The sequence below is a fragment of the uncultured Exiguobacterium sp. genome, assembly GCF_964277885.1.
Classification (GTDB): domain Bacteria; phylum Bacillota; class Bacilli; order Exiguobacteriales; family Exiguobacteriaceae; genus Exiguobacterium_A.
This window is the reverse complement of sequence record NZ_CAXYJR010000005.1, coordinates 1,558,655-1,582,922: the sequence shown is the minus strand read 5'-3', so window position 1 is coordinate 1,582,922 and position 24,268 is coordinate 1,558,655. Positions and strand designations below refer to the sequence as shown.

Genomic DNA, 24,268 nt, shown 5'->3' with positions numbered 1-24,268 from the left:
TGCCTCCTTTTAATTGGTCAAACGTGAGCTGATGCGAAGGAAGAACGCGAGTGTCTTCTTCTTGAGGTCGAGGTCGTTCGCATCGATCGCCTCGACGTGTTGCTGGTAACGATCATATTGGGCGAGCACGTCAGAAACATATTGTTCACTGCGATTGTATTCAAACAGTGCTGTCGCGAGCGTGTCTCGGTCCGATGTCGTTGTGACATCGTGTTGTTTCAGGTATTTCGCTGCCGTGTAGGCGCTATCGACGAGACTCGTTGGGTCAGCTTTGCCGTCGCCGTCCGCGTCGACTCCGAGACCACCATATTTTTTGATGGCTTCAGGATCCGTGACGTCGATGCCGTCATGCTCGATGTCACCGAGCGACGTGCCGCCTTTGTATCCCCAACCGACCCATGTTTTCGGCATGAATTGGAACGGGCCGATGGCGCCAACGGACGATTGCATCGCTGACGAGTTCGAAAAGATCGTCTCGACGCGATGAATGGAGGCGAGCAGCTTCCAGTCGATGCCGTAACGTGCCGCGGCTTGTTCGTAGATGTCGATGTTCTCGGCAGGTACGCCATGCTGTCCATAATACGTACGATACATTTCATTTTGAACACGTTCCCGATTTTGCCAGTAGATGAAGCTACTGACGATGAGGGCGAACAGTACGAACAAGATGCTGATTCGAAAAACTTTTCGCATGTTGTTCTCTCCTCTATATAGGATTCCACTGAATGGTATCATATTTTAGTAGGGTCTAATAGCACTTTCTGTGACGGGAGTGTGGAATCAAAAAAGGAGTCGAAGTCATGTATCTCTTCGTAAATGGATTTTTACTCGGATTGCTCGTCATTCTTTCGATCATAGCAGCGGTCCGACCGGTCGATTTGACGATCGTTCCTCGTAAGGAATTCTACCCCTCGATGGTTCAGTCGAGCGGCATCTTATGTCTGTTGCTTGTCGGTGGAACGCTGATTAGCGGCACCCGGTTGCCGGAAATCGGCTTGACGTTTTTTGTTCCAAGGGGTCCGGTCTGGTACGCGACGATCGGAATGATCGCCTTTCTCTGCATCGTCTTACTTTTGACAGCGACCGTTCCAGCGTTTCGCAAACGTTTGTTGCCGCTTTATCAAAGTGAAGCAGAACGACTGATTTTACCGCGAACGAAAGAGGAACGAACGGGGTTCCAAATGGTCGCGCTGATGGCAGGAGTGACGGAAGAGTTGATTTATCGCGGATTTCTCTTTCATGCGCTCGGATTATTTTTACCGTTTTCAGACGTCAGCTTTGTCTGGATCGGTGCCATCCTGTTCGGTTTCGCCCATCGTTATCAAGGGTGGTTCGCGATCCTCGTGACGGGGCTGATCGGGGCGGGATTTGGTTACTTATACCTAGCACTTGAGACACTCTGGCCGCTGATCATCATCCATGTTTTGATTGATCTCGTTGCCGTCTATGTCTACAAGGACGATGTTAATTCCTGACATCGTCAAAAGACGTTGAGTTTGATAGACTGAATGTCAAGCGAAGTCATCGTTTAAATTGGTCAGATTGACGGTTGCAGAATAGGTCAAATGACAGGTAGAATGAGAAGGTAAACGCTTACACATCAAAAGGAGATGGATGAAACCATGCGAACGATCACTTCCACTGGCGAGCGAAAGAAGACGAGTTGGACATTGAATATCGGCAATCAGCCACATTTGATGATGGATGGTGTGACAGAACAAACGCTTGATGCCGAACAACGTGTCATCTACGACGAATTTTTGATTCCGACGACGGACACTTTGATTCATCGGTTCAAAGCCCGCTTCCCGAACCATCTCTGCGAGAACGGGTATGATGTGTATGGCGCTGCCGCTTTTGACGAACAAGTCGTCGAACTGATCTCGAATTGGTTCATCGAACTGGTCACCGTCTTAACAGCGATGCAGCGGACGAAAGGCATTCAGCATGTCCAGATTGAAGGCGGTGTCGCAAAACGGACCGACTTCTTACCAACCGTGCGTCGGACATGCCGGGCACTGGAGTCGACGATTGATATTTATTGAAGTACCAGTCACGTGTTCAGAGGGGACGTCCATCAGGGCGTCCTCTCTTTTTTTGATCAACGAATCGAAAGAATCAGACGTCGTGAAAATAAAGTGCAGTTTTTCTTTTAACGAGAAAGAGTGCACTTTTTTTGTTCATATCGCATCGTTTTCCTGGGATACGCATCCCACCGTTTCACTTCGTTACAGGGTCGCTCCTGCTTGTTTTTCCCTAGGAGGCGATTTCGAGTGAGCAAAACGTCTCTCTCTTCTTTCGTAAATTAAAAGCAAAAAACGAAGTTGAAACAATCTAAGAGTCAGACATTGATGTCCGGCTCTTTTTTTCATTTTCTGGATGATACCAGGAAAAAAACAGGTTGACGCTAGACTGTATGGCGTGTACCATACAGTTAACAGATGTACTATTGTCTTAATACAATGGTGATAATCAAGGAGGGAAAGTCTAGTGCTTGAAGTGAAAGGGTTACAGAAGCGATACGGACGAAAAAAACACGTCTTACGTGACGTGACGTTCTCCGTCGGTCTAAACGAAGTGACATGTCTGATCGGCTTGAACGGGGAAGGAAAGTCAACGATCTTAAAAGCAATTCTCGGTCTGATTCCGGTGGATGCCGGGACGGTGACAGTCGATGGTAAAACATCACGCGACCAAATCGCATTCGTGCCTGATCTTCAGACGATGCCGAGCTACATGACGATCGGACAAGCGCTCGCGTATATGGCGGATCACTATCCAGACTGGAATCCTGAGACAGCGGAGCGGCTACTGCAGACGTTCCAACTGTTTACGACGGATAAGATGGCGAATTTATCAAAAGGGAACAAAGCGAAGTTCAATCTCGTCTTAGGATTCGCCCTCGATCGCCCGTACATATTACTCGACGAGCCGCTCGCGGGAATCGATCTCTTCATGAAGGAACAGATTGCCTGGATTTTCTCAAGTGAGTTCATGGAAGGGCGGAGCATCCTGATGACGACTCACGAAATCGCCGAGGTCGAGCAAGTGATTGACCGAGTATTGTTCTTACGGGACGGGAAGATCGTTGAGATCAAAGAGACGGATGAGTTACGCGGCCGTCATCATCAATCGGTCCAAGACCGGATGCGGGAGGTATATCAAGGATGAAACGCTGGTTATTATTAACGAATGAAGAACTGAAACGAAGTACAAAACTATTGGTATTGTTGATTTCAGGGTTGATCGTTGCGGAAATCGCGTCACTGCTCTATCAGATTTACGATTATCAAAGCACGATCGAGAAAACGATGCGGATTGAGCAGATATCAGAAATGGATGCGATTGCACGAGCAGGTGGTGCGTTGACCTTCGCGCAAGCAACGAATTTTTACGATTCAATCATTGTATTAGCGATGGGGATGATTGTCCTGTTCGCGTTCTGGATTTGGTACCGCGACTGGATGGGCGAGACGAAGTACATCTACCGGCTACTATTGCTTCCGGGATCACGCCGGGCGATTTTTGCATCGAAAATGGCGACACTCTTACTTGTCGTCGCTAGTCTGATTGGGATTCAGTGGGTCTTGTTGTTGCTTAGTCGCACTCTCTACTTATGGTTGTTACCAGATGCTCAACAAGTCACAGCCAGCATCAACGAATACTCCTTCTACATGAAGCTGTTCTACACGATGTACCCAACTGATATTTTATTCATCTTACTAATGACATTCATCGTCATCTCGTTCGTCTTCATGACAGTATTACTAGAGCGGTCATTCCGAAAGGGGAAAGCGTTTTTGATCGTCGGATTACACGGGATTGCGCTGATTGGTGGTTATATCATTTTAGGTGTAGCATTGTCAGCTATTTCGAGCAGTCTGAGTCAATTGCATACGCAATTTTATTTTGGATACGTTGTGCTCTTGACGTTATATGTGTCGTACAAAAATCTGCGGTTAGTTCAGACGCGCCTATCCGTCTAAAGGAGAAATCTCATGAAACGATATCGTCAACTTATGATCTATGGATTAATCATTCTCGTGACAATTGGAAGCTACATCGGCTATACGCTGTCGATCCAAGGGGCGGACCTGTCGCTTGAGACCGTCAGTGGAAAACCTTCGCAAATTGAAAATTTTAATTTACGTTTACAAACGAAAGGTATGCGTTCGACGATTTATGATATCAACGCCGAGGGGGACATCGAAAAACAGTCAAATTCTTACGTTGGACAACTTTTCCGTGAAGATAAAATAACGGACTTACCAGACAGATATTATAAATTTGCGACACAAATGGAAACGAATGTCAGCGGAGATGAACAATCGGAGTATGCGATTCAGATTAAACACAATAAACTGCAATTTAAGATGTTTACGTTCAAAACAGAGGAAACGTTTGAGAAAACATTTCAATATGATACAAAACTTGAGACAGGCAGGGACTTACAAGCAAGTGTCGTCGATAAGCAGGCGATGAAGGTTTATATCCAACTCGATCGCGTTGATCGTCCGATGGAAACAAAACTCCTTGTGCTCGATTTATCAGGAGACCGAGTCGAAGAAATCGTTCTTCAAAAACCAGTAGCGCCTAAAAACGCGCGTCAATTTTTAGCAATTCATCAAAATGAGATCGTCTATACGGAACAACCATCTGATAGCGATGAAGAGAACACGAAACATTCTTATTTCCTTGATGATGGGAAAAGCGTTCGGTCCATCAAGGAGTTAGATCAGCAACAAATCGGTTATACGCCTTATGCAAATGGTCGTTATCTGATTGGACTCCGTCTGCCAGAAGGAGAGACAAAACGCATCGAATGGTCGACGTTCGACTTGGAAACGAAACGATTATCCGAGCATAGCGTAAGTAGTCCGCTTGTTTTGAAAAAGATTGATTGGTTGGATTCGACGGACGAGATGCAGCTTTATCTCTCATCGGAGACGAACGCTGGCTTCCAAGTGTCCGTGATTGATTTGAAGAATGAGCAATTGATATATCAGGGAGAAATCAAGGATGCGAATCGCAAAAAAGGAACGAATATCTACGATTTTTCAGTTCAATGATCAACGAATACAAAAACGCTTCACACCGGAAAAGTTGTCCGGTGCGAAGCGTTCTTTTTTTCGTTTTGACTAGGAATCGATACGTGTTAAGGCGAAAGCATCAAGACGTGAAGTGTTTCTCTGCCGCTTTACAGGCACGCAATAAGGCATCCTTGAAGAAACGATCTTCCTGCGAAGCGAGCTGTTGTGTCGCTTCCTCGTCTCCGCGCAGGGAGCGGGCGAGCATCTGAATGACCTTGACCCAGCGCCGGACGTGATCGAGTTGCGGACGTCCCATTGCGACGTATACCGTGAACCAATCGTTCTGATCGCGACGGATCATCCGTTGGAACAGTGATTTCGCGAGATCGACTTCTTCGGTCTTCGGGAGCTCATTCGTCTCGAAATAGCGACGTAACGCGGCGACGGCAGTCGCATACGCTGCCTTGACGTCTTCCGACGGCTGATGTTTACCGTAGTCGGATGTCGACAGATGAAGTAAGGCAGGTTTTTTCTCGACACCCGTGATCCAGGCGGAGATCGTCTTATTGCCTTTATAGGCTTGACGGTTCGCGACCGGAAGCTTCGCCGTGACGTTACCGACTTTTCCGATCAAGGTCACTTTGTTGTTGCGATCTTGGATTTCGGTCACTTTCATCTCGACCGTATCCCCCATTTCATGAGGAATGGCTTTCGGCTGAAGCTTTTCTCCTGCCGAGAGCGGCGAACGCTTGCGGATCATCCGCAATGCTTCTTGCTCAATCCGGTCGTCAAGCGACCACAGATGTTCCGGTGGGACGTTGCGGAACCGGCGACGTCGGACCTTGATGTACTGGTCAAGCGCGTCAGCAGCTTGCTCCCGCGTCGATTCACCACGTGCGACGGGGCCGATGATGTCTCGGAGCGTAATGGATTCGAGACGTTCCATGATGCCTTCGAACGGGATGAGTTCCATTACGTAGAGACTACAGACGACGAGTTCGCATTCGCGAGGAGTGAGTGGGCGTTTGGCCATAAATTGACTTCCTTTCAGCTGGTTGATGTTTCTAGTATACCAAAAAAAAGCCATCGTCACGTAATCCCGTGACGATGGACTGAAAAAGCTTACAAGACGAATGCCGATTCCGAACTGTTTTGCAATTCGGCGGACGCGAGGCGTGTGACACCGTTCATGAACGGGTCATGGGCGACGAACAAGTCGCCGATTGCTTTAATTTCAGCCACGGTCGCATTTTCCTTCGCACCAGCGATCCGTAAACGATACGGTTTTTTCGTCACCGTATCGAACGTTAGGACGATCGTATGTTCCATCAATGGTCACTCCTTTCATGAAATGTAGAGGATGGGTTATGCCTTCAGTAAAGCGTAGTCCCGGCTGATTTCCGTCAGCGCGTAACGTCCGTCGATTAAGCTGCCGATCGATTGCCCGATCGAAGCGACGACGTCTGCTGGAAGATTCGAACGTAAGCCGTTGTAGCGGCGGCGAGCGACGACGGCATCACCGTTCGCTGTCACCTTGTCCTTACGCTCGAAGACGATGACGAGACTCGTCTTGATCTCTTCTGCTTGTGTCATGTGTATCACCTCCTTCGCCCTTATTGACAGGGGAAGAGACCGGATTGTTCGAAAGGAATGAAAAAAACATGGTCTGGTTACGTTTTTTACGAAAAGTCTCGTTTCTACGGATGCGAACGCTCGGGTATGCGTCCTTGATCTTCGTCTTCGGTGTCGCAGGCATCATGTATGCGCTTGAGCCGGAGACGTTCGGGTCCTACTTCCGCGCTGTCTACTGGACGATGACGACCGTCGTCACGGTCGGATACGGGGACTTCTTTCCGAACTCGGATACCGGTCGGATACTGACGATTTTCGTCTTCATCTTTGGAATCGGGATCGTCGGGGGGCTGATCTCTAAGCTCGTTGACGGCGTACAATTGATTCGTAATCAAAAGGAAAGAGGGTTGTTACAAGTGAAGGAAACAGGGCATACGGTCGTCTTTGGTTACAGTCGGCGTTCGAAGCACGTCATCGAGTCATTGCTCGAACATACGGATGTCGTCCTCGTCGACGACTTGGAGAAAGAGCCGTTCAGTCACCCTCGGTTCCATTACGTCTGTGGTGATCCGGCACTGACGTCGACGCTCGAGCGAGCACACATCGAAAAGGCGGTCCGTGCGATCGTCCTCGCGGACCATTCGATTCCACCAGTCCATGCTGACGGACGGACGTTGTTGATTGCCTCAAGCATTGAACGTGCGAACCCGAACATCTATACGATCGTCGAGATGATGCTTGAAGAACACCTTGATAGCTTCGAACAGGTCAAGGTCGATGAGGTGTTGCTTGGTGACGAAACGATTGCCCGAATGGCGATCCTCGCGTCTCATCATCCTGGCGTGACGAAGGTCGTGACGGATCTATTGACGAAGGACGGTGAGGGCATGTTCTCAATTCCAACTCGACCGGAGTGGGGGACGTACCGTGATGCGTATCATGCCTTGTTAGAAGAAGGAGTGACGATTTTATCGGACGGGAAACGACTTGATTTGAATCGACGGCTTGATGAAGTGATTTCGAAAAACGGGACGTTGATTGTCCTCTGCTCGGAAGAAACGGCGAATCGAATTGGAGCGATTTAGGGAAGAAAGGATTTAATTAATCTTTTTTCGGGTATAGTAAACAAATTTACTAGACGGAGGAAAAGGATTATGACACAACCACAACCAGAATGGATTCAAGAATTATTCGAGACGGTCGATCAAGGCGAAATTAAAAATGCGCCGAAATTACTCTATATGGCATTAACGCTCGAACCAAGTTATTTTACAAAAGCAGTTAGCCGCTTCAATCAACGACTGGAAGTCGAACCATTAACGGATGTTTCGGAACTACTGACGGTCTACCGTCAATTCTTCCTCTCCGCGAATCCGTCAGAGGAATACTGGTCACTTGCTTGGAACGAACTCATCCAGACTCTACAACATATGATCGATCGACCAGAAGCACAGCAATTACTTAAAGAACATGTTGATTTACTCGACTGGTGGTCAAGTGAATCGTTGCTGTCGCTCCCGAGCTGGTTAACGATCTTAGACGTCGCGGAACGAATCGACGCGCTCGATCAATTTAGCAGTTATCTTCCAGATATCTTTGAGAGTTACGCGCTCGAGACCGCGAAGGATGAACCGTTCGCCCGGCTTGCCTGGTATGCACTCGCGAGCAATCAACAAGAGTTGCTTAAATCATTTCGAGACCGGATTGAAGCGGGTTCGTCGAAAGAAATTCAATCGCTGCGACAACCTGATCTCCTCGATCAAATTGAAACGACACGGGTCGTTATGTTAAAGTCGAAAGAGAACGAGCCGATTGAATTAACATTTGATCGAAAATGGACATTATAAATTATCGAAGAAAAAATGACACCTAGAAGCCGCACGAATCCAATCCGAGGGGTGTAGGGATGATTCACGTCAATTTACCGAGTGGTGACTATGTCGTGTTAGTAGAAATAAATCGTGAAGTGCTACTGTGTCATTCCATCGAAGAAGCGGAACAAGCACAACGTGACCGGTATGAACTGGTCGGACGGATGAGCGAACGTTTACCGGCTGAAGTGATTGGACCTTCGATCGCGGACTTCGTCCGCTTTTCGACTGGGTTCATCGGTGAAGAGGTGACATGGAGCGAAGAAGAAGAAGCCTTCTTTTGTCAACAGTTCGAGACGTTCGACGGTTCCCCGTTAGGTGAAGATTTGACGGGCATCGATGCGACGCGTTGGCGTGCAGTCCTTGCGCGCTATTATGCTTACGTGACGATCGGAAAGATCATTCCTTTTGAAGTCAGCGAAGAACCGGACGGAACGGTTCCGCTTTAGTCCAAACGATTCTTCGATCGGCACGTAAACAGAGAAGGGCAGGGTACCCATGAAAAAACAACTTGCACTACTCACGCTAGCGGCAGTCGTCGCCATGCCAACGTCTGCCTTTGCGCAGTCTCAATATGTACAATATGATCCAACCTTTACGGAACAGCAAAAGCAAAACTGGTTCGCGAAGGAAGGACTGACCGAAATCCGTCCACTTAAACAAAAAGGATTCTCCCTCGTCGAGCCGCTTGCGCACCTTAAGGAAGAGGATATCGATGCGGACTTGATTCCGATCACGGACGTCAAGAAAGCGACGGATTCCGCCCAATTCCAACAAACGTATCTCGATCAGTCACGGATACCGACCTACTGGAAGTACAGCCGCGGGAAATCAGATATCCGAGTCGCGATCATCGATGATGCGATTGATACGAAACACCGGGAGTTTAAGGACGTCATTTATAAAACGACGACGATCTCGGGCATCCGTAAACCGGATGATCACGGAACGCATGTCGCTGGGATCGTCGGGGCACGGGAAGACGGGAAAGGGATTGTTGGTGTCGCATCCGGTGTTAAATTGATCGGAGCCGACGTATTCGATGGTGACTTTGCTGCGTCGATTGATATCGGTGACGGTATTCTTTACGCGATAGCACAAGGAGCAGATATCATCAACCTATCACTCGGGCAATATGAATTTGACCCGTATATGGAAGCTGCCATCAAGAAAGCGGAAGCGAAGAACATCCTCGTCGTTGGAGCAGCGGGGAATGATGGACGTAATAAAGTCCTCTTTCCAGGTTCGATGAGTCAAGTCGTCGCCGTCGGGGCTGTTGGCACACTCGGTCGAGCGTCGACGTTCTCGAATTACGGCAAAGGACTTAACATCATGGCACCGGGTGAAGGTATTTATTCAACGATCGTTGGGAATAAGTATGGTTACTTAGACGGAACATCGATGGCGACACCGGTCGTAAGTGGAGTACTGGCGCTCGCGAAATCGAAAAATCCATTCGTCTCGAATGAAGCGATGCGCAGTAAACTGTATGCTGCTGCAACCAAAAAAGCAGGAGATACAAGTTCACATTACGGAGTCGGTCGCTTGAATGCCGGAATGTTAGCGACACTTCCTGCGCCAATTTCCAAAGTATCGCTACCTTCAACAGTCAAACCGAATCAACTATTCGCGTTTTACTTTGACGAATATTCGAATGCTATAACGACGACTCGTCTTTATAAAGATGGAAAAGTCATTAAAACGTTCACCCAGTCGAAATTAAAAAACGGAACGCATAAGTTCACGTATCAATTGAAACAAAAAGGGTCGTATAAACTCGTTTTCAAGACGAGCGGTGGACGCCATACGCGAACCGTCGAACGCTTGCTGACCGTCAAATAAAAAAAGCGCCTCCCACTGAGTGAGAAACGCTGTACGAGACCCGGGGATTACTTCGGGTCTTTTCCTTTTTTATAGACGGGCGTCGGAGGTGTCAATGCCTCTCCAGTCCACGTGATCATCGCTTCCATCTTGTATCCTGTGTCATCCTCATGGACGAACGACAGGCGACTGGAATCGATCAATTGATATAAACCATAAGCGACCTGGTCGGCCCAAGAGCGTAACGTCATTGCCTCATCATACAACGGGATTTGCTCAGGGAACCGTTCATTCATAAGCAAGATATCGTGTTGATCGAAATGATAGCTACGTTTTGAGAGTGCATCGGGCGCCTTGACGTTGAACGGCTCGAACGCGTGGATGAGCTCTCCTTGACGATAGAAGGCGAAGATGCCGTTTCGCAGATGAAGTGCCTTGATCTCATCGATCTCGATCAGGAATGTCAACTTGCGAACCGTTCGCCGGTTCGTACCAGAGCGTCGTTTTTTCATGCTGCATGCCCCCTTCTGAACTCTTGTACTATACCGTGAAATGAGGCAGGGACGCAACTTTTTCGTTTATAAAACGAGAATTGCCTCTTGCAGTAAAGCGGCATCTACGCTAAACTCATAAGCAGTGACTATGTTGGTTCGGACAATCGCGGGGCATTTCGGTGCTTTGAGGAAAGTCCATGCTCGCACAGCCTGCGATGGCTGTAGTGATCGTGCTACACAAAAAGATAAGTGTAGGCAGCGTCAAGCTGACGGCAGAAGGAACGCCTAAGTCTTCGGATACGGCCGAAACTTCTTGAAGGTGCCACAGTGACGGAGCTTCATGGGAAACCATGAGGGTGGAACGAGGTAAACCCCACGAGCGAGAAACCCAAATTTGGTAGGGGAATTTCCGGAGCGGAACTGAACGCGAAGGAGAGCGTATGCAAATACGGAGATAGATGATTGTCGCCTGCGTGTGAGGGTCAAACCGTTTGGAACACTAAGGAACAGAACATGGCTTACAGGACCACATAGGCTGTTATTTTTAAGTTGAACGAGAGTCCAGGTCCACCCTGGGCTCTTTTTTTATTGCAATGAAACGATCCAGTGGAAGAAACAATAAAGGAGTGAACGCGATATGGCAAAACGCTTAGTCATCGCGACAGCGGCGATGGGAATCGAAGCGCTCGTCGCAAAAGAAGTCCGTGCGTTAGGATACGAGTGTACGATCGAGGACGGAAAGGTCTACATCGATTGTGAGATGGAGGACATTCCCCGTTTGAACATGTGGCTTCGGACAGCGGACCGGATCAAACTCGTCGTTGCTGAGTTCCGCGCGACGACATTCGAAAAATTGTTCGATCAAGTCAAGGCACTGCCATGGCACGAATTGATGCCGTGGGATGCGAACTTCATCGTCAATGGTCGTTCGGTCAAATCGAAGCTCTTCTCAATCCGTGACTGTCAGAAGATCACCGAGAAAGCAATCGTCTCGCACATGCAAGAACAGTACAACAAAGGGACAGAATGGTTACCGAAAACTGGTGCGAGCTATCCGATTGAAGTCGCTTTGTTAAAAGATATCGCGACATTAACGATCGATACGTCAGGCGACGCGTTACACAAACGCGGCTACCGTGAGTTCCACTCAGCAGCCCCACTCAAAGAGACGATGGCAGCAGCGATGCTGATGCTGACGAACTGGAAGCCGGACATGCCGCTCTACGACGTCTTCACTGGTTCAGGTACACTAGCGATCGAAGCAGCGATGATCGGGCGTAATATCGCACCAGGGATCAACCGGGAGTTCGTCTCACAGGAATGGAAATGTATTCCGAAGAAGGCATGGTTTGATGCGATCAACGAAGCGAACGAAAAAGCGGAGTGGGACAAACCACTGAAGATCTACGCAAGCGATGTCGATCCAGAAATGGTTAAGCTCGCGAAAACAAACGCAGAACTTGCAGACGTCCGCGATGCGATCAACGTCATGCAACGCGACGCTGCAGACTTCAAACCAAAGGAAGACTTCGGTGTCATCATCGGGAACCCGCCGTACGGGGAGCGTCTTGAGGACGCACGTGAAGTGCATCAGCTGTATCGCAAGATTGGAACAGCGTATAAAGAATTCCCATACTACAGTGTCTATATGATCACGTCGTATGTTGAGTTCGAAAAAGCGTATGGTCGTCCAGCAACGAAACGCCGGAAGCTCTATAACGGGAATATTGAAGTTCAGTTTTATCAGTATTATGGTTTGCGTCGGAAAAGACCGCAGTCTTAAGCCGTTTTCAGAGGGTGAGAGGTCGTCATTTCACACTCAGTTCCCACTTTTTAATTTTTTTCGCCAAAATTTCACGAGCCGCTCGGTTGAGCGGTTTTTTTTGTTGTCCAATAATGCCGTGAATTGATTGACAGTATTTTCCTGTAATGTATGAGTTACATGGGCATACGTATCCATCGTCGTCTTGGCATCCGCGTGATCGAGTCGCTCCTGAATGACCTTCGCATGCGTTCCCACTTCAAGCAGTAACGTCGCGTGAGTGTGACGTAATCCGTGCAGATTGGGTCTTCATCGTTTCGCCAACCAAGCCGGACTTGATCATACTTCTGTTCCCAGAGGATTCGCTTCAATTCTTCGATGGCGACATTCGAGATCGTGATGACACGGACCTTCTTTCCCTTCGTCTACGCAAAGAATGACCGCCCGAGCTGTCGTCAGGTACTCGGATAGCTGTTGCGCTGAAAGAGTCGCCATGTCCTTGACACCTTCCTTCAACTTCGCCACTTCCGAGAAGGGACTTGAGGTATGTTTCGTGAAGCCCATTCGTTTCGTCCATGTGAACAGACCGACCATGATTGCGCGACGGGAATTGATCGTCGATGCCTTCAGTCCTTTTTTGTCCTATTCGACGATCAGCCGTCACTTCCTTCGATTGCATCTTCTTGAACCAGTCAGGGATTCCCTTGACGATGTTCTCTTACGAATGATAGATCGTCTCTGCCTTGCTCAGTCGGACGTGATCCTTAAGCCATACTTTAAGCATGTCTTCGACGCGTCGTGTGTTGATGACCTTCCGGATGGAACCGTCCCGTCGTTGACGCAATTGATCCGTGACCCAAAATTCGACTTCCTGCTTCCGTTCGGTTGTTTGTAGATTTTCATGTTGTAACTTCCTCCTCTTGCGTACATATGTTCTATTCATGTCTGTAAGAGAAGGCACCTGAGTGCCTACAGTGTACTACGTTCATGATGCTTCTTCATCCGCATACTTCATTATAAATGTAGTGTAGGCGGAGATATCTGTTTGAGTGAGACGTTTCATTTCATTAAAATTCTGTTTGATCTCTCGTGAGAGTTGAGCAGCATCGGAATAATCTTGCTGGTCTATGCTTTGGAATTGGAGCTGCAAGCGTTCATAGATCCGGTTTATCTCATCTTGATTTGCGGCCAGTTGCTGTGTCGTAGCCGTCACGTCGTCAGGTGCATTCGTATTCTGAAGCTTCGTGAGTTCTCTATTGATTGGATCAATCATTTCTTTAAGCGAGAACAGTTGCGAAGAGATAGGGGCAGTTACTTTATCACCGCTTGTTCTGACCATTTTGTTCAACTCATCAATTTTGAAAGCAAGTTGATCATTCATTTGCGAAACGTTGTATATACTAGGTAAAATCGTATCTGTATCATAGACGACTTCTGTCTGTGCGTCAGTATTCCTTTCTTCCGTCACGGGTTCTGCGACAATTGGTTCTTCCTTCTCTACGGATTCTGATTTCTTAACGACATCATTCGTAGCACCTAGGTGCATATCATATCGGGAATCATCCGCGTTTTTAAAGTTGATTGGTGAATTGATCTTGTCACCCAAACTTTTTTTGAGACCTTGGAAAACGCCAAGGTGAATCCAATAACCATCCGCCTTCTGGAAGAAACGTTCGCGATCGACTAAGACTATATCTGAAAAATTATCAAGATTCATCTGATCAAGTGTTTGGCGGGTGTAATAAGATTTCAATACAGGTTTAAGTTCTTCGTTCCCATTGTCGTCCGTCATGACCGTAGACCATTCGAAAGCGAACAAATCGAAGTTCTTGTTTTTGTAAAGATCTTCTAACAAGCAGATTGAGTCGAGGGCATAACTTTCGACCATTGTGTTTTCGCTCCAAAACGCAGAGTCTTTATACTGGACGATTAACGTCTTGTCTTTCACTTTCGCACCAGTGATATCTTTACTATATTTTTTTAGTTCGCCACCAATCGTCTTCGGCGTGGCATGTTCGAGGTCTATTGTGACTTCCGGTTTCTTCCTCTCTTTCTTATCTTCTGCTGATACTTCTTTATTGCTCTTCGGATCTTCCACGGTCTGATTATCATCCATATTAAAAATGGCAATACCGAAGATAAGGAAAACAACCGCGAGCAAAATACCGTTCATGCGTCGCTGATTCAACCGCGCGCGCTCTTTGCGTTTACGTTCTTGTCGTTCCTCGTGCGAATACTCTTCGTCCATAAAATATCCTCCTTTATTCATTCTTAAATTCCGATAAGTTCCATAAATGCTATAAGTATTAACAATTATTCTATACTAAAGTGGTTTCCGATATGACGTCATTTTATGGGATATAGTAAATATCATTCGATAAAGTCTGATCATTAGTTTCGAACGATCTCTACCAAAGATAAGAAGAAATGTAATAGTTTTATTGTGTTAATTCCATTGTTATCAGTATTATTGTCTCCGTCGAAAGAAGACCGCAACAGTAAGCTATTCTCGATATCTACAACACCATCATTGCACTATCACTACACAATGAACCCGAAATATGACTCGTAGTAAAAACCGCTCAATTGAGCAGTTTTTTTATGTTTTTAAAATTGCTGGTTTTACTATGAATAAGGTATAAAGTTCCTGAATAAACAATTCATCTGACCTGTTCTCTTAGTTCTTTAAAACTATTTCGATAAATAAGTAGGGATATTAGACTAGTCTATCGAAAGTTATCTTTAGAAAAAATCTAATGAGATTAAATTCTTTAAAAAAGACTTTGAAGTGGAGGGAACATGTTGGATAATTTTTTAATGATATCGTCAACGATTTCAGCTCCGATTGAGACCGTATGGCGTCTATGGACAGAACCGCAACATATGATGCAATGGTATCGATCGTCGAATGGCTGGTATACGACACATGTCGAGAATGAATTGACGGAACAGGGATATTTTAAAAGTCGAATGCAACGTGAGGGCAGTCCAACGTTCGTCGAATATTTAGGTACGTATCAGGAAGTTTCGCCCTTGGAGCATCTGCGCTATCAATTAGAGGATGGACGACTTGTCGAAGTCATGTTCATTCCGTTGCGCCATCGAACGAAAGTGATTGAAATTTTTGAAGACGATCATGTGAATGACCCGGAAGCGCAACGCGCATCGTGGCAAAGTATCCTGGATCGCTTCACGAACTATGTCGAGGCAGGAAACTATCTTCTCGTTGATCAGTTGAATCCATGAATACTCAATTAAAAAATGGCACAGTGCCTTGTTAAATCCATTCTTTGATCAGTCAGAATTGAGGGGTGGATTTTTTTGGTGTTTAGAAATGGTGTAATGAAACTATATGCTCTCATCTGAATAAAATATATTATTTTATATAATTGTTAAATGATGTAATTTAGAGTATAATATATACATTTTATTTAAAGGTGGTGATATGATTGGGAAAAAGGAGGTCGAATTATGATTAGAAAAGTATTGCTTGTATTTTTAACAATGTGCTCCGCAGTAGCATTATTATTCATCGCATCAAAAAATGCGGTAGGAGATCATGTCATTTCAACAGAAGAGCCCGTAGCCTTTCGTATTTCGGTAATCATGACCATCGTGTTATTCTTACCACCACTCATTTTATCGTTTTTTAATCATTCACTTTTAAATATCATCAACGTGGTCTATCAATCCTTTATTGTTCTAACATTTATCGGATTGATGCCAATTGGCTTCATGATTCCAAATGGGATGACAACAACATTATTTTCGTTCATTGGAACGACTTTAAGTGTTTTCAGCATCTGGAGTATTTATAAATACCGCTCACCACGTACTTGAATACACGCGTCTTATTAAAGTAAATGAATGATATCAAAGATGTATGAGTGAAGTAGCATGAGGCATACATAATCTTGAAAAGCGTTCAAAACGAACGGTATTACACAACGAATTATCTTTGGAGGAAATGAAAGATGTGGATCATACTGGGTTTAATGGCGATTGGATTTACGGCTTTGAATATCATCTTTTATTTAATCGGTAAGGACTATCGTTTCCTGATGTTGTTTGGACTGAGTTTTACCGCACTGACGCTGTGCGCGGAATACCGACTCGTCGCGGAATTCGTGGCACGGGAGGACTGGGTAGCGTTACAAGACGTCGTACCAGGCATGGAACGGGCACTGTGGGTGTTGACGTTCATCTCAATCGGTTTAAATGTATTGCCACTTTTGCTCGATCACCGAAAAAGTCGAACGCGTTGACGAATTGAATAGGAGCTGAATCGTGATGAGCTATACCTTTTCACTGCTGACTCAACGACAGGCGGAACAGATCGCCTACGAGTGGCAGTATGATGGACCGTTTGCGTTTTACGATATGCCGAATGACGAGGAAGATTTAGTAGAATTTCTCGATCCAGCAAAGCGAACGGAACATTATTTTGCTGTGTTGGATGGGGAAGAATTGATTGAGTACTATGTATTCGAACCAAAAGCAGACGTCGTTGACGTCGGGCTTGGCATGCGACCAGACTTGACGGGACGAGGAAATGGAGTGGCATTTTTAGAAGCCGGTCTTGCGTTCTTAATAGATCGGTATGCACCTAAACAAATCGAATTAGCTGTCGCGACATTCAACGAGCGGGCGATTCGCTTGTATACGAAAAGTGGCTTCCTTCCAGTCGAACGGTTCCAACAAGCGACGAACGGTGGAAGCTATGAATTTTTAAAGATGCGTTTACAACCTGTCCACTCGATGAAACTTTTTCCTGAGTCCACCAGTAGATAAGGGAGAAGGGGGATGATCTGATGGTACGTTGTACGAATTGCCAGTATACGTTCAAAACGAAAGAAGTGCTTGCTGTCGGATTTGCGAAACATGGGAAAGCGTGTCCGAACTGCGGCGTGAAACAATACATTTCGAAAGACTCGTAACATTACTTATCGCTCGGTTATATCAGTCTGTTATTTGTCTTGATTCTACCGTTCGTCATCAAACTGAGCGATAAAGAAGAAGCGATTTGGTAAAGCATTACGCGCATGCCTGTAAACGACAGGATACGTGCTTTGTTTTATACTCAGGGCAAAGGGGCTGGGAATCATGCAAACCGTATATGATGCAAACGTACAAAACGCAGCGGGCGAGACTGTTTCATTAGGTGACTATGCGGGGCGTGTCCTCGTGATCGTCAACACAGCAAGCAAATGTGGGCTCGTCAAACAACTTGGCGAACTACAAGCATTGTACGATAAATATGACGAACAAGGAGTCACGGTGCTTGGCTTTCCGTGCGATCAATTCAATCAGCAGGAATTCGCGAGTCAGGAAGAGACGATGCAGTTCTGTCAGCTGAACTATGGTGTGACGTTTCCGATGTTTCAGAAGATCGACGTCAATGGACCAAATGAGCATCCGCTTTATACATTCCTAAAGCGAGAACGCTCCGGTCTACTGTCGTCGAAGATTAAATGGAATTACACGAAGTTTTTAATCGATCGCCAAGGACGTGTTGTACAACGTTTCAGTCCGATCGATTCCGTCCAGTCAGTTGAAAAAACCTTATCCTTATATCTATAATCCAAGTAACCGTCCGGCGCGAGTCGTTGGGCGGTTACGAATGAATGCGAGAGGTACATATGAAAAGCAATTCTGTCTCAATCAGAAAAATGCAACATACTGATTATGAAATCATGTCTCAATGGTTAAGTACAAAAGAAGTGTTAGAGTTCTATGGAGATATGAACGCACCATTTACGTTACGACAAGTGATAGATAAATACGAACCGAGAGTAAATGGAGACATACCTATCGTTCCCTACATCGTAGAGTTAGAGGATGAACCTATTGGATTCATGCAACGTTATTTGATAACGGACGAACAAAAAGAGGTATTTGGATATCCTGCGAATTTTATCATAATTGGAATTGACCAGTTTATTGGTTATCCTGAACTTTTTAATAAAGGTATTGGAACGAAAATGATAAAGTTATTCGTTGAAGATATCGCTCGAGATAAGGAAGTAAATAGAATTATTTTAGATCCTGACGTATCAAATCTTAGAGCAATTAAAGCCTATGAAAAATGCGGGTTTCAGAAAGTAAAAAAAATCAATGAAGATACGTGCTGGATGATGGAATATACGATTGACCATCCATAATCTGCTCCTATAAATGTTCATAGAAAAGATCCACGAAACGACTGTCCGTTTCGTGGATCTTTTCTATGAAAATGGTTCAGGTTATTCAACGATGAGCGAATCAAAGGAATACGTGACGATTGCATCGCTGCGTTTATGTCCGAGATCGGTCAGAACCGGTGGACGGGGCGACAAGACATGAAAATCCTGCTCGAACGCCCGGAGCCAGTAATGGACCCAGTCTTGTGCAGGATCGAGATTCATCGAATTACGTGCAAACGTCAGTAGTTTTGAATCGGTCAGCGTCAGGAGTGGAATCGGATTGATCTCGACCTCTTCTGTTAGTTCATAGAGGTCCGGTGAACGAAGCAAAATCGCATCCGCCTCGAAGGTCAATCGGAAGTAATTACAGCTGTAGTCGCCGACGATGACCATCGTCTCCTCCGTATGCCCACGAAAATGAAAGATCAATCGGTTTCCATTTGCGACATCGATCAAGAACTGATTGAGTCCGATGTGATAATCTTCGCGAAATTGTAGTTTCTCAAGCGTGATTTCTTGCATGATTTAGCCTCCAGTCCGAGTTTGTCGTTCTTCTGTCAAAACCGTTTGGCGCGCTGCTAGGCGTGACGAACCGATCAATAAGGCGATTCCGAGTAACAATAACGAGATCCCGAACCAAGCCGTGCCACTTAACTGTTCGCCGAGGACAAATACACCGAGCAAGGCAGCGGTCAGCGGTTCACCGAGCGAGAGCGTGACGGCAGTCGACGATGTTACGTTCGATAGTCCTTTCGCGAATAACCAATAAGCAAACCCAGTCGCAACGACGCCAAGATGAAGGCTGATTCCGGCACCACGTGACGTGAACAACCAGGAGAGGTCGAATAAGAAGAGCAAAGGCGACAACAGTAAGGCGCTTGTTGAGAAGATGACGGCAACGACTGACAGCGGTGCGTGTGTCTTGACGAGATCTCGACTGACGAACGTATACCCGGCAAACGATAGTCCGGCACCGAGTGCAAGGACGATTCCGATTGGATCAATTGCGACTGTTGCTTGATTGTTCAAAAGCAACAGACAACCGGTGATCGATAGTCCGGTCGATGCCCACCACAGCAACGCTGGACGTTTCTTTAGGAACAGCCACTCGATACAGCCAGAAAAGATCGGCGCGCTCCCAATCGCAACGACAGTACCGACGGCGACACCGGTCATCAAAACAGCCGAGAAGAATAGCGGTTGGTAAGCCGCCATGCTGACGGCAGCGAGTAAAATCGTTCGCAACGGCCAGTCGCGTAACGTCAGCGTTCCTTTGAAGAGAACGGGACAGAGTAAGAACAGTCCACCGACAGCCAGACGAACGGCACCAATCGCAATCGGATGTGCATCTTCCGGCGCAAAGGCTTGTGAGGTCCCTGTCGTGCCCCAAAAGATCGCAGCGAGTAATATGAGTAACATCGATGATGATTTAGACATGGGTCACCTCTTCGAATGCATTTTTTGAATGATATTAGAACGAGAATACCACAGAAGGAGTAGGGTGGAATACACCAAATAATTGAAAAAATGGTATGGTGTAAAGGGTGAAGTTGTATGATTCACGAATACGAAGAAGAAAAGGATGGGACGCATGCAAGAAATGAACCAAATCGAAGCAATACTTGAAGTCTTAACTCAAAAAATCAATCACGGATCGACTTTCATTCAGCGGCGATATGATACTGGAGTCGCTCAATTCAATTTGAATGACCCGGTGACGGAACAGGCGATTCAGTCGTTTGAAACACAGTTCAAGCTAACACTACCAAGTGAATACAAGACATTTCTTCGTTTACATGACGGAGCGGAGTTGTTCATGATTCAAGGTCTCGGCATCGAACTCTATTCACTTGAAAAAGTCATTGAAATGACGATCCAGGCTAAAGAGGACGACCTGATCAATGAAGACTATGATCACTTCTTGATGATTGGCGAAATGAACGAAGGATATGTCTTAATTCATACGGAAGATGCGAAGACGGATGAGACACCCTATATGCACTGGATGTTTCATGAGTTGTCGACAGAGGAGACAGACCCGATCGGACAGAACTTCGGCACGTTCCTTGAATATGCGATCATTGCGCAAGGGGATATGTTCTGGGAGTTTAAGGATTTCTCGATAGCAACAGATGATTATTATGTAGAGGATTACAATTCTGAAGAGGAAGTGAGCAAACCTCGACCGATTCAGTTGGTCGACTCGGTTCGCGTTGAAATCGTGTATCCGATGGCGAAGAAAAATGCTTATTTCTCAGTTAAGATTTTCGAAGGGAAACAAGAAAAAGAACGTCTTAGTAGTAGCTACGACTCGGATTCGCGCTTTGAAAAAGTGATGCAATCGGTTCTGGAATATCTAATGGCAGAGAGATTCCAGTATTCGTCGATCATGGTCTTTCAAACAGAACACCGTTTTTGGCAGAACGAGGACGAGACGGGTGATCCGTTGATTCGCAACCATAATCCGCAACGTCAAGGACTACAATTCGATGGATATCGTGCCTTCGTTGAGGAGCAACCACGACCACTTCCAGGGTGGGAATGATACAATCACTGTTTGAATTCGATGATTTTCACCATCGAAACTCAAAATAAAGTTTTATCTTGTATCCCCTCATCTTTCAAAAAAGAATTGACAATGAACTGGATGAATCTGTATGCTAATCAAAATTACATAATCAAGGCAATGACGAGAAGAGTAGGAAGAAATTGACGGTGCCAAGCGAGTCCGAGATGGTGAGAGCGGATGACCGGGTTTCTCTCTGAAAAAAGCCTCCGAGCTTCGTACGGATTCCGATATGGATGATGCTACGATGGGTTCTCCCATTATCGAGAGCATGTATGATTGTACATGTGAAGGTTCGTCTGGTGACAGGCGGACGAACAAAGGTGGTACCACGGGAAGCTGATTCTCGTCCTTTAGGCAACTAACGGGCGAAAATCAGCTTTTTGTCTACTACTGGAGGAATCATCATGCATTGGGCAGAACACACTGCAAGAACCATCATCGAACGTCAGCCGGGTAAAGAGACATACGTCTGCGCTGCCGGGATCAGTCCATCAGGTCCCGTTCATATCGGCAATTTCCGGGAAGTCGTCACGACGTACTTCGTCGCGCGTGCACTGCAAGACCTCGGCAAAGACGTCCGTTTCCTGTTTTCGTGGGACGATTACGATCGTTTCCGCAAAGTACCCGTGGATGTCGATCAAGCATTTACTCGATACATCGGGATACCTTATAGCGCCGTTCCAGCACCGGATGGATCCGATATGAGTTACGCGACGTACTTTGAACAACAATTCGAAACGATGCTGAAAGCGTTCGAGATCAGGCCAGACTATCGGTATCAACACGAAGCCTATACGTCAGGCACGTATGCTGAACAAATCATCCACGCGTTTCGCCATCGTCACGCGATTTATGACATCTTGATCGAACATAAGACAGCGGCTGGATCCGATGCTGAGCGAGCAGCGTATTATCCGGCGACCGTCTATTGTGTTGCTTGTGGAACCGACGCAACTACAATCGATACGTTCGATGAAGATGAAGTTACCTACGATTACAGCTGTCGATGTGGTCATACGGCAACGGTCGATATGCGGACGGAACACCGGATGAAATTGAACTGGAAGGTCGATTGGGCGATGCGCTGGGCGCATGAAGGCGTCGATTTCGAGCCGGGTGGAAAGGATCATTCAGCAGCAAACGGGAGTTACACGGTTTCGTCCCGGATTGCGCAAGAAATTTTTCAACAGCCGGCACCGCTCTATCTCCCGTATGAATTCATTCGCCTAAAAGGGGACTCGAAAAAAATGTCGAGTTCAAGCGGTGGTGTCTTGACTCCGAAAGATCTACTCGCCGTCTATCCACCGAGCATTCTTCTTTTCTTATTTGCGAAACATCGTCCGAATCATGCGTTTCATATCGGTCTAGATGAAGATGTCTTACGCAATTACAGTGAGTTCGAGCGTTTCGTCGCATACTCATCGCGTCAATCCGAAGACATTCAGCAAAGTCTTCGTTGGAGTTATCATGCAACTGCTCATCCTGTCTCATTTACTCAGTTGACAATGATTGGTCCGATGGTTGGTTTTGAACCTGATTTAATCGAAAAAGTATTTTGCGTGAGCGTTCCGACTGAACAGATTGCACGTGCTCGGACTTTCGTTACGCAATGGTGTCCGGATCGGGAACTTCAAGTCAGCTCTGTTCCGAATCATGAACTACATGCGCATCTGACGAAAACGGAACAGAACTGGATCCAACAATTCGTCGTTGCTCTCCGAACGAATGAAGACATCCTCGCTGCCTTCTACCGTCTGACAAGGCAAGCTGAGAAAAAGGAGACGCTTCGCCTGCAGAAACATTATGCGACGATACTCTATCAATTAACGATCAATCAAACCTACGGACCACGCATCCCGTTACTTGTCGCGACGATTGGACGGGAGCGAATGTCTGCGTTACTGGACTTTACGAATGAAGAAATTATGACAAGCAGGAAATCAAGGGACCGAGCCTGAAAAAAGGGAGAGACCTTATTTTTATAAAACGAAATTTAATTTCAAAATTAAATAAATAATATTGAATTAAAATTTCTTAATTATATAATAAAGGGAGGGAAGAGAAAGGGTGAAGCAGATGTTAGATCAATTAGCAACGGAACGTCGAAATGAACAGACGATGCAACTCGATGAGATGACTGTCGAGGATGTCTTACAGGTGATGAACGCTGAGGATCAAACGGTCGCGACGGTCATTCGGGAACAAATTCCTGTCATCGCGGAAGTCGTCAAACATGTCATTGCATCATTCAATAACGGAGGACGCTTGATTTACATCGGTGCTGGTACGAGCGGGCGGCTCGGGATTCTCGACGCGGCAGAATGTGTACCGACGTTCGGGGTCTCACCAGACATGGTCGTCGGTTTGATTGCTGGCGGCGAACGCGCGTTAATCAAGGCGGTCGAGGGAGCAGAGGATAGTCGGACGCTTGCCGTCGACGATTTGAAAGCGCTCCAGCTAGAAGCACGTGATACGGTCATCGGGATCGCTGCGAGCGGTCGGACGCCGTATGTCATCGGCGGGCTTGATTACGCAAAGGGAGTCGGAGCAGTGACGGCAGCGATTTCTTGCAACACGGATGCGGTCATCAGTGGGCACGCGCGTTATGCGATCGAAGTCGAAACAGGTCCGGAAGTCTTGACGGGATCAACAAGACTAAAGGCTGGTACGGCGCAAAAGCTCGTCTTGAACATGATTTCGACGGCGGCGATGATCGGTATCGGCAAGGTCTATCAAAATCTGATGGTCGACGTCCAGTCAACAAACGAGAAGCTCGAGATCCGGGCAAAGCGGATGATTTGTGAGGCGACAGGAGTCGACGCCGTAACGGCGGAGCGTATCTTTAGTGAATCGCACGGGCACGTCAAGACGGCGATCGTCATGATTCTCGCGAATGTTCCGTACGCGGAAGCCGTCGAACGATTACAGCAAGCAAACGGATTCGTCCGAGACGCACTCTAAGGGGGA

At 46.6% G+C, this 24,268-nt stretch carries 31 protein-coding genes, 1 other RNA gene and 1 other annotated feature; of the genes, 21 read left to right on the top strand and 11 right to left on the bottom strand.

Going from position 1 to position 24,268, the window contains the following annotated elements; translation table 11 throughout:
• Nucleotides 1-9: 9 nt before the first annotated feature.
• Complete coding sequence (locus tag ACHWTJ_RS10200; RefSeq protein ID WP_294742161.1) at nucleotides 10-693, bottom strand: lytic transglycosylase domain-containing protein; 684 nt, start codon at nucleotides 691-693, stop codon at nucleotides 10-12.
• A gap of 107 nt (nucleotides 694-800) precedes the next feature.
• On the opposite strand from ACHWTJ_RS10200, the gene ACHWTJ_RS10195 reads away from it, so the two are divergent.
• From ACHWTJ_RS10195 to ACHWTJ_RS10175, 5 genes are all read left to right on the top strand, one after another.
• Nucleotides 801-1,475, top strand: coding sequence for a CPBP family intramembrane glutamic endopeptidase (locus ACHWTJ_RS10195; RefSeq protein WP_294747003.1), 675 nt, complete (start codon nucleotides 801-803; stop codon nucleotides 1,473-1,475).
• Between the two features lie 147 nt (nucleotides 1,476-1,622).
• Complete coding sequence (locus ACHWTJ_RS10190; protein WP_055967405.1) at nucleotides 1,623-2,045, top strand: hypothetical protein; 423 nt, start codon at nucleotides 1,623-1,625, stop codon at nucleotides 2,043-2,045.
• A 445-nt stretch (nucleotides 2,046-2,490) separates the two neighbouring features.
• Nucleotides 2,491-3,171, top strand: a complete 681-nt coding sequence (locus ACHWTJ_RS10185; protein WP_294747000.1) for an ABC transporter ATP-binding protein — start codon at nucleotides 2,491-2,493, stop codon at nucleotides 3,169-3,171.
• Nucleotides 3,168-3,986, top strand: coding sequence for a hypothetical protein (locus ACHWTJ_RS10180; protein ID WP_294746997.1), 819 nt, complete (start codon nucleotides 3,168-3,170; stop codon nucleotides 3,984-3,986). Before ACHWTJ_RS10185 ends, ACHWTJ_RS10180 begins: the two co-directional genes overlap by 4 nt.
• Nucleotides 3,987-3,998: 12 nt before the next feature.
• Nucleotides 3,999-5,069 carry a hypothetical protein gene (locus ACHWTJ_RS10175; RefSeq protein WP_394679642.1) on the top strand — a complete coding sequence of 357 codons (1,071 nt, stop codon included), beginning with the start codon at nucleotides 3,999-4,001 and terminating at the stop codon, nucleotides 5,067-5,069.
• 100 nt (nucleotides 5,070-5,169) lie between these two features.
• Here the strand turns inward: ACHWTJ_RS10175 and ACHWTJ_RS10170 are convergent, their stop codons facing one another.
• The 3 genes from ACHWTJ_RS10170 to ACHWTJ_RS10160 form a co-directional block, all read right to left on the bottom strand.
• Complete coding sequence (locus tag ACHWTJ_RS10170) at nucleotides 5,170-6,063, bottom strand: hypothetical protein (protein WP_294742152.1); 894 nt, start codon at nucleotides 6,061-6,063, stop codon at nucleotides 5,170-5,172.
• Nucleotides 6,064-6,152: 89 nt separating this feature from the next.
• The gene (locus ACHWTJ_RS10165; protein WP_029341392.1) at nucleotides 6,153-6,359 is read right to left on the bottom strand and encodes a DUF2922 family protein; all 207 of its coding nucleotides are present in this window, start codon (nucleotides 6,357-6,359) and stop codon (nucleotides 6,153-6,155) included.
• 36 nt (nucleotides 6,360-6,395) lie between these two features.
• Entirely contained in the window at nucleotides 6,396-6,623 is a 228-nt protein-coding gene (locus ACHWTJ_RS10160; protein WP_294746990.1) for a DUF1659 domain-containing protein, read from the bottom strand.
• 68 nt (nucleotides 6,624-6,691) lie between these two features.
• Between ACHWTJ_RS10160 and ACHWTJ_RS10155 the strand changes: the two genes are divergently transcribed.
• From ACHWTJ_RS10155 to ACHWTJ_RS10140, 4 genes are all read left to right on the top strand, one after another.
• Nucleotides 6,692-7,687: a potassium channel family protein gene (locus ACHWTJ_RS10155; RefSeq protein ID WP_394679641.1), complete on the top strand. Its 996-nt coding sequence runs from the start codon at nucleotides 6,692-6,694 to the stop codon at nucleotides 7,685-7,687.
• A gap of 69 nt (nucleotides 7,688-7,756) precedes the next feature.
• Nucleotides 7,757-8,449 (top strand): hypothetical protein, encoded by a 693-nt coding sequence (locus ACHWTJ_RS10150; RefSeq protein WP_294742143.1) that lies wholly within the window; start codon nucleotides 7,757-7,759, stop codon nucleotides 8,447-8,449.
• A gap of 59 nt (nucleotides 8,450-8,508) precedes the next feature.
• Nucleotides 8,509-8,922: a hypothetical protein gene (locus ACHWTJ_RS10145; RefSeq protein ID WP_294742141.1), complete on the top strand. Its 414-nt coding sequence runs from the start codon at nucleotides 8,509-8,511 to the stop codon at nucleotides 8,920-8,922.
• A 49-nt stretch (nucleotides 8,923-8,971) separates the two neighbouring features.
• A complete protein-coding gene (locus ACHWTJ_RS10140; RefSeq protein WP_394679640.1) occupies nucleotides 8,972-10,315 on the top strand; it encodes a S8 family peptidase in 1,344 nt (447 codons plus the stop codon).
• 47 nt (nucleotides 10,316-10,362) lie between these two features.
• Here ACHWTJ_RS10140 and ACHWTJ_RS10135 read toward each other — a convergent pair whose 3' ends face one another.
• Nucleotides 10,363-10,806, bottom strand: coding sequence for a hypothetical protein (locus ACHWTJ_RS10135; RefSeq protein ID WP_029341396.1), 444 nt, complete (start codon nucleotides 10,804-10,806; stop codon nucleotides 10,363-10,365).
• 134 nt (nucleotides 10,807-10,940) lie between these two features.
• Between ACHWTJ_RS10135 and rnpB the strand changes: the two genes are divergently transcribed.
• Nucleotides 10,941-11,314, top strand: an RNA gene (rnpB, locus tag ACHWTJ_RS10130) — RNase P RNA component class B.
• Between the two features lie 111 nt (nucleotides 11,315-11,425).
• Complete coding sequence (locus tag ACHWTJ_RS10125; RefSeq protein ID WP_394679639.1) at nucleotides 11,426-12,571, top strand: class I SAM-dependent RNA methyltransferase; 1,146 nt, start codon at nucleotides 11,426-11,428, stop codon at nucleotides 12,569-12,571.
• A 36-nt stretch (nucleotides 12,572-12,607) separates the two neighbouring features.
• On the opposite strand, the gene ACHWTJ_RS10120 is transcribed toward ACHWTJ_RS10125, so the two are convergent.
• The 4 genes from ACHWTJ_RS10120 to ACHWTJ_RS10105 all read right to left on the bottom strand — a co-directional run bounded on the left by ACHWTJ_RS10120 (nucleotide 12,608) and on the right by ACHWTJ_RS10105 (nucleotide 14,798).
• Nucleotides 12,608-12,850 (bottom strand): tyrosine-type recombinase/integrase, encoded by a 243-nt coding sequence (locus ACHWTJ_RS10120; RefSeq protein ID WP_394679841.1) that lies wholly within the window; start codon nucleotides 12,848-12,850, stop codon nucleotides 12,608-12,610.
• Nucleotides 12,851-12,889: 39 nt separating this feature from the next.
• A complete protein-coding gene (locus ACHWTJ_RS10115; protein ID WP_394679638.1) occupies nucleotides 12,890-13,114 on the bottom strand; it encodes a hypothetical protein in 225 nt (74 codons plus the stop codon).
• Between the two features lie 154 nt (nucleotides 13,115-13,268).
• Nucleotides 13,269-13,493, bottom strand: a complete 225-nt coding sequence (locus ACHWTJ_RS10110; RefSeq protein ID WP_394679637.1) for a hypothetical protein — start codon at nucleotides 13,491-13,493, stop codon at nucleotides 13,269-13,271.
• Nucleotides 13,494-13,535: 42 nt separating this feature from the next.
• Complete coding sequence (locus tag ACHWTJ_RS10105; protein ID WP_394679636.1) at nucleotides 13,536-14,798, bottom strand: hypothetical protein; 1,263 nt, start codon at nucleotides 14,796-14,798, stop codon at nucleotides 13,536-13,538.
• Between the two features lie 554 nt (nucleotides 14,799-15,352).
• Here ACHWTJ_RS10105 and ACHWTJ_RS10100 point away from each other — a divergent pair.
• From ACHWTJ_RS10100 to ACHWTJ_RS10070, 7 genes are all read left to right on the top strand, one after another.
• Nucleotides 15,353-15,796 carry an SRPBCC domain-containing protein gene (locus tag ACHWTJ_RS10100; protein WP_394679635.1) on the top strand — a complete coding sequence of 148 codons (444 nt, stop codon included), beginning with the start codon at nucleotides 15,353-15,355 and terminating at the stop codon, nucleotides 15,794-15,796.
• 225 nt (nucleotides 15,797-16,021) lie between these two features.
• Nucleotides 16,022-16,390 carry a hypothetical protein gene (locus ACHWTJ_RS10095; RefSeq protein WP_394679634.1) on the top strand — a complete coding sequence of 123 codons (369 nt, stop codon included), beginning with the start codon at nucleotides 16,022-16,024 and terminating at the stop codon, nucleotides 16,388-16,390.
• Nucleotides 16,391-16,524: 134 nt separating this feature from the next.
• Nucleotides 16,525-16,815, top strand: coding sequence for a hypothetical protein (locus tag ACHWTJ_RS10090; protein WP_394679633.1), 291 nt, complete (start codon nucleotides 16,525-16,527; stop codon nucleotides 16,813-16,815).
• Nucleotides 16,816-16,840: 25 nt separating this feature from the next.
• Entirely contained in the window at nucleotides 16,841-17,341 is a 501-nt protein-coding gene (locus ACHWTJ_RS10085; protein WP_394679632.1) for a GNAT family N-acetyltransferase, read from the top strand.
• Between the two features lie 20 nt (nucleotides 17,342-17,361).
• Entirely contained in the window at nucleotides 17,362-17,487 is a 126-nt protein-coding gene (locus tag ACHWTJ_RS10080) for a hypothetical protein (RefSeq protein WP_394679631.1), read from the top strand.
• Between the two features lie 166 nt (nucleotides 17,488-17,653).
• Nucleotides 17,654-18,130 carry a glutathione peroxidase gene (locus tag ACHWTJ_RS10075; protein WP_294750230.1) on the top strand — a complete coding sequence of 159 codons (477 nt, stop codon included), beginning with the start codon at nucleotides 17,654-17,656 and terminating at the stop codon, nucleotides 18,128-18,130.
• 44 nt (nucleotides 18,131-18,174) lie between these two features.
• Nucleotides 18,175-18,711, top strand: a complete 537-nt coding sequence (locus ACHWTJ_RS10070) for a GNAT family N-acetyltransferase (protein WP_394679630.1) — start codon at nucleotides 18,175-18,177, stop codon at nucleotides 18,709-18,711.
• An 81-nt stretch (nucleotides 18,712-18,792) separates the two neighbouring features.
• Here ACHWTJ_RS10070 and ACHWTJ_RS10065 read toward each other — a convergent pair whose 3' ends face one another.
• Nucleotides 18,793-19,254, bottom strand: coding sequence for a hypothetical protein (locus ACHWTJ_RS10065; RefSeq protein WP_294741990.1), 462 nt, complete (start codon nucleotides 19,252-19,254; stop codon nucleotides 18,793-18,795).
• 3 nt (nucleotides 19,255-19,257) lie between these two features.
• Entirely contained in the window at nucleotides 19,258-20,169 is a 912-nt protein-coding gene (locus ACHWTJ_RS10060) for an EamA family transporter (RefSeq protein ID WP_294741988.1), read from the bottom strand.
• A 154-nt stretch (nucleotides 20,170-20,323) separates the two neighbouring features.
• On the opposite strand from ACHWTJ_RS10060, the gene ACHWTJ_RS10055 reads away from it, so the two are divergent.
• From ACHWTJ_RS10055 to murQ, 3 genes are all read left to right on the top strand, one after another.
• Nucleotides 20,324-21,277 (top strand): SMI1/KNR4 family protein, encoded by a 954-nt coding sequence (locus ACHWTJ_RS10055; protein ID WP_394679629.1) that lies wholly within the window; start codon nucleotides 20,324-20,326, stop codon nucleotides 21,275-21,277.
• A 132-nt stretch (nucleotides 21,278-21,409) separates the two neighbouring features.
• Nucleotides 21,410-21,655, top strand: a binding site (T-box leader).
• 50 nt (nucleotides 21,656-21,705) lie between these two features.
• Entirely contained in the window at nucleotides 21,706-23,259 is a 1,554-nt protein-coding gene (gene lysS, locus ACHWTJ_RS10050; protein ID WP_394679628.1) for a lysine--tRNA ligase, read from the top strand.
• A gap of 118 nt (nucleotides 23,260-23,377) precedes the next feature.
• A complete protein-coding gene (gene murQ, locus ACHWTJ_RS10045) occupies nucleotides 23,378-24,262 on the top strand; it encodes an N-acetylmuramic acid 6-phosphate etherase (protein ID WP_394679840.1) in 885 nt (294 codons plus the stop codon).
• Nucleotides 24,263-24,268 lie beyond the last annotated feature (6 nt).

Bases quoted from the DNA above. Each gene is read 5' to 3' on its own strand.
- ACHWTJ_RS10200 (WP_294742161.1), bottom strand. From the start codon at position 693: ATGCGAAAAGTTTTTCGAATCAGCATCTTGTTCGTACTGTTCGCCCTC.
- ACHWTJ_RS10195 (WP_294747003.1), top strand. From the start codon at position 801: ATGTATCTCTTCGTAAATGGATTTTTACTCGGATTGCTCGTCATTCTT.
- ACHWTJ_RS10190 (WP_055967405.1), top strand. From the start codon at position 1,623: ATGCGAACGATCACTTCCACTGGCGAGCGAAAGAAGACGAGTTGGACA.
- ACHWTJ_RS10180 (WP_294746997.1), top strand. From the start codon at position 3,168: ATGAAACGCTGGTTATTATTAACGAATGAAGAACTGAAACGAAGTACA.
- ACHWTJ_RS10175 (WP_394679642.1), top strand. From the start codon at position 3,999: ATGAAACGATATCGTCAACTTATGATCTATGGATTAATCATTCTCGTG.
- ACHWTJ_RS10170 (WP_294742152.1), bottom strand. From the start codon at position 6,063: ATGGCCAAACGCCCACTCACTCCTCGCGAATGCGAACTCGTCGTCTGT.
- ACHWTJ_RS10165 (WP_029341392.1), bottom strand. From the start codon at position 6,359: ATGGAACATACGATCGTCCTAACGTTCGATACGGTGACGAAAAAACCG.
- ACHWTJ_RS10160 (WP_294746990.1), bottom strand. From the start codon at position 6,623: ATGACACAAGCAGAAGAGATCAAGACGAGTCTCGTCATCGTCTTCGAG.
- ACHWTJ_RS10155 (WP_394679641.1), top strand. From the start codon at position 6,692: ATGGTCTGGTTACGTTTTTTACGAAAAGTCTCGTTTCTACGGATGCGA.
- ACHWTJ_RS10150 (WP_294742143.1), top strand. From the start codon at position 7,757: ATGACACAACCACAACCAGAATGGATTCAAGAATTATTCGAGACGGTC.
- ACHWTJ_RS10145 (WP_294742141.1), top strand. From the start codon at position 8,509: ATGATTCACGTCAATTTACCGAGTGGTGACTATGTCGTGTTAGTAGAA.
- ACHWTJ_RS10140 (WP_394679640.1), top strand. From the start codon at position 8,972: ATGAAAAAACAACTTGCACTACTCACGCTAGCGGCAGTCGTCGCCATG.
- ACHWTJ_RS10135 (WP_029341396.1), bottom strand. From the start codon at position 10,806: ATGAAAAAACGACGCTCTGGTACGAACCGGCGAACGGTTCGCAAGTTG.
- ACHWTJ_RS10125 (WP_394679639.1), top strand. From the start codon at position 11,426: ATGGCAAAACGCTTAGTCATCGCGACAGCGGCGATGGGAATCGAAGCG.
- ACHWTJ_RS10115 (WP_394679638.1), bottom strand. From the start codon at position 13,114: ATGGGCTTCACGAAACATACCTCAAGTCCCTTCTCGGAAGTGGCGAAG.
- ACHWTJ_RS10110 (WP_394679637.1), bottom strand. From the start codon at position 13,493: ATGAATAGAACATATGTACGCAAGAGGAGGAAGTTACAACATGAAAAT.
- ACHWTJ_RS10105 (WP_394679636.1), bottom strand. From the start codon at position 14,798: ATGGACGAAGAGTATTCGCACGAGGAACGACAAGAACGTAAACGCAAA.
- ACHWTJ_RS10095 (WP_394679634.1), top strand. From the start codon at position 16,022: ATGATTAGAAAAGTATTGCTTGTATTTTTAACAATGTGCTCCGCAGTA.
- ACHWTJ_RS10090 (WP_394679633.1), top strand. From the start codon at position 16,525: ATGTGGATCATACTGGGTTTAATGGCGATTGGATTTACGGCTTTGAAT.
- ACHWTJ_RS10085 (WP_394679632.1), top strand. From the start codon at position 16,841: ATGAGCTATACCTTTTCACTGCTGACTCAACGACAGGCGGAACAGATC.
- ACHWTJ_RS10080 (WP_394679631.1), top strand. From the start codon at position 17,362: ATGGTACGTTGTACGAATTGCCAGTATACGTTCAAAACGAAAGAAGTG.
- ACHWTJ_RS10075 (WP_294750230.1), top strand. From the start codon at position 17,654: ATGCAAACCGTATATGATGCAAACGTACAAAACGCAGCGGGCGAGACT.
- ACHWTJ_RS10070 (WP_394679630.1), top strand. From the start codon at position 18,175: ATGCGAGAGGTACATATGAAAAGCAATTCTGTCTCAATCAGAAAAATG.
- ACHWTJ_RS10065 (WP_294741990.1), bottom strand. From the start codon at position 19,254: ATGCAAGAAATCACGCTTGAGAAACTACAATTTCGCGAAGATTATCAC.
- ACHWTJ_RS10060 (WP_294741988.1), bottom strand. From the start codon at position 20,169: ATGTCTAAATCATCATCGATGTTACTCATATTACTCGCTGCGATCTTT.
- ACHWTJ_RS10055 (WP_394679629.1), top strand. From the start codon at position 20,324: ATGCAAGAAATGAACCAAATCGAAGCAATACTTGAAGTCTTAACTCAA.
- lysS (WP_394679628.1), top strand. From the start codon at position 21,706: ATGCATTGGGCAGAACACACTGCAAGAACCATCATCGAACGTCAGCCG.
- murQ (WP_394679840.1), top strand. From the start codon at position 23,378: ATGTTAGATCAATTAGCAACGGAACGTCGAAATGAACAGACGATGCAA.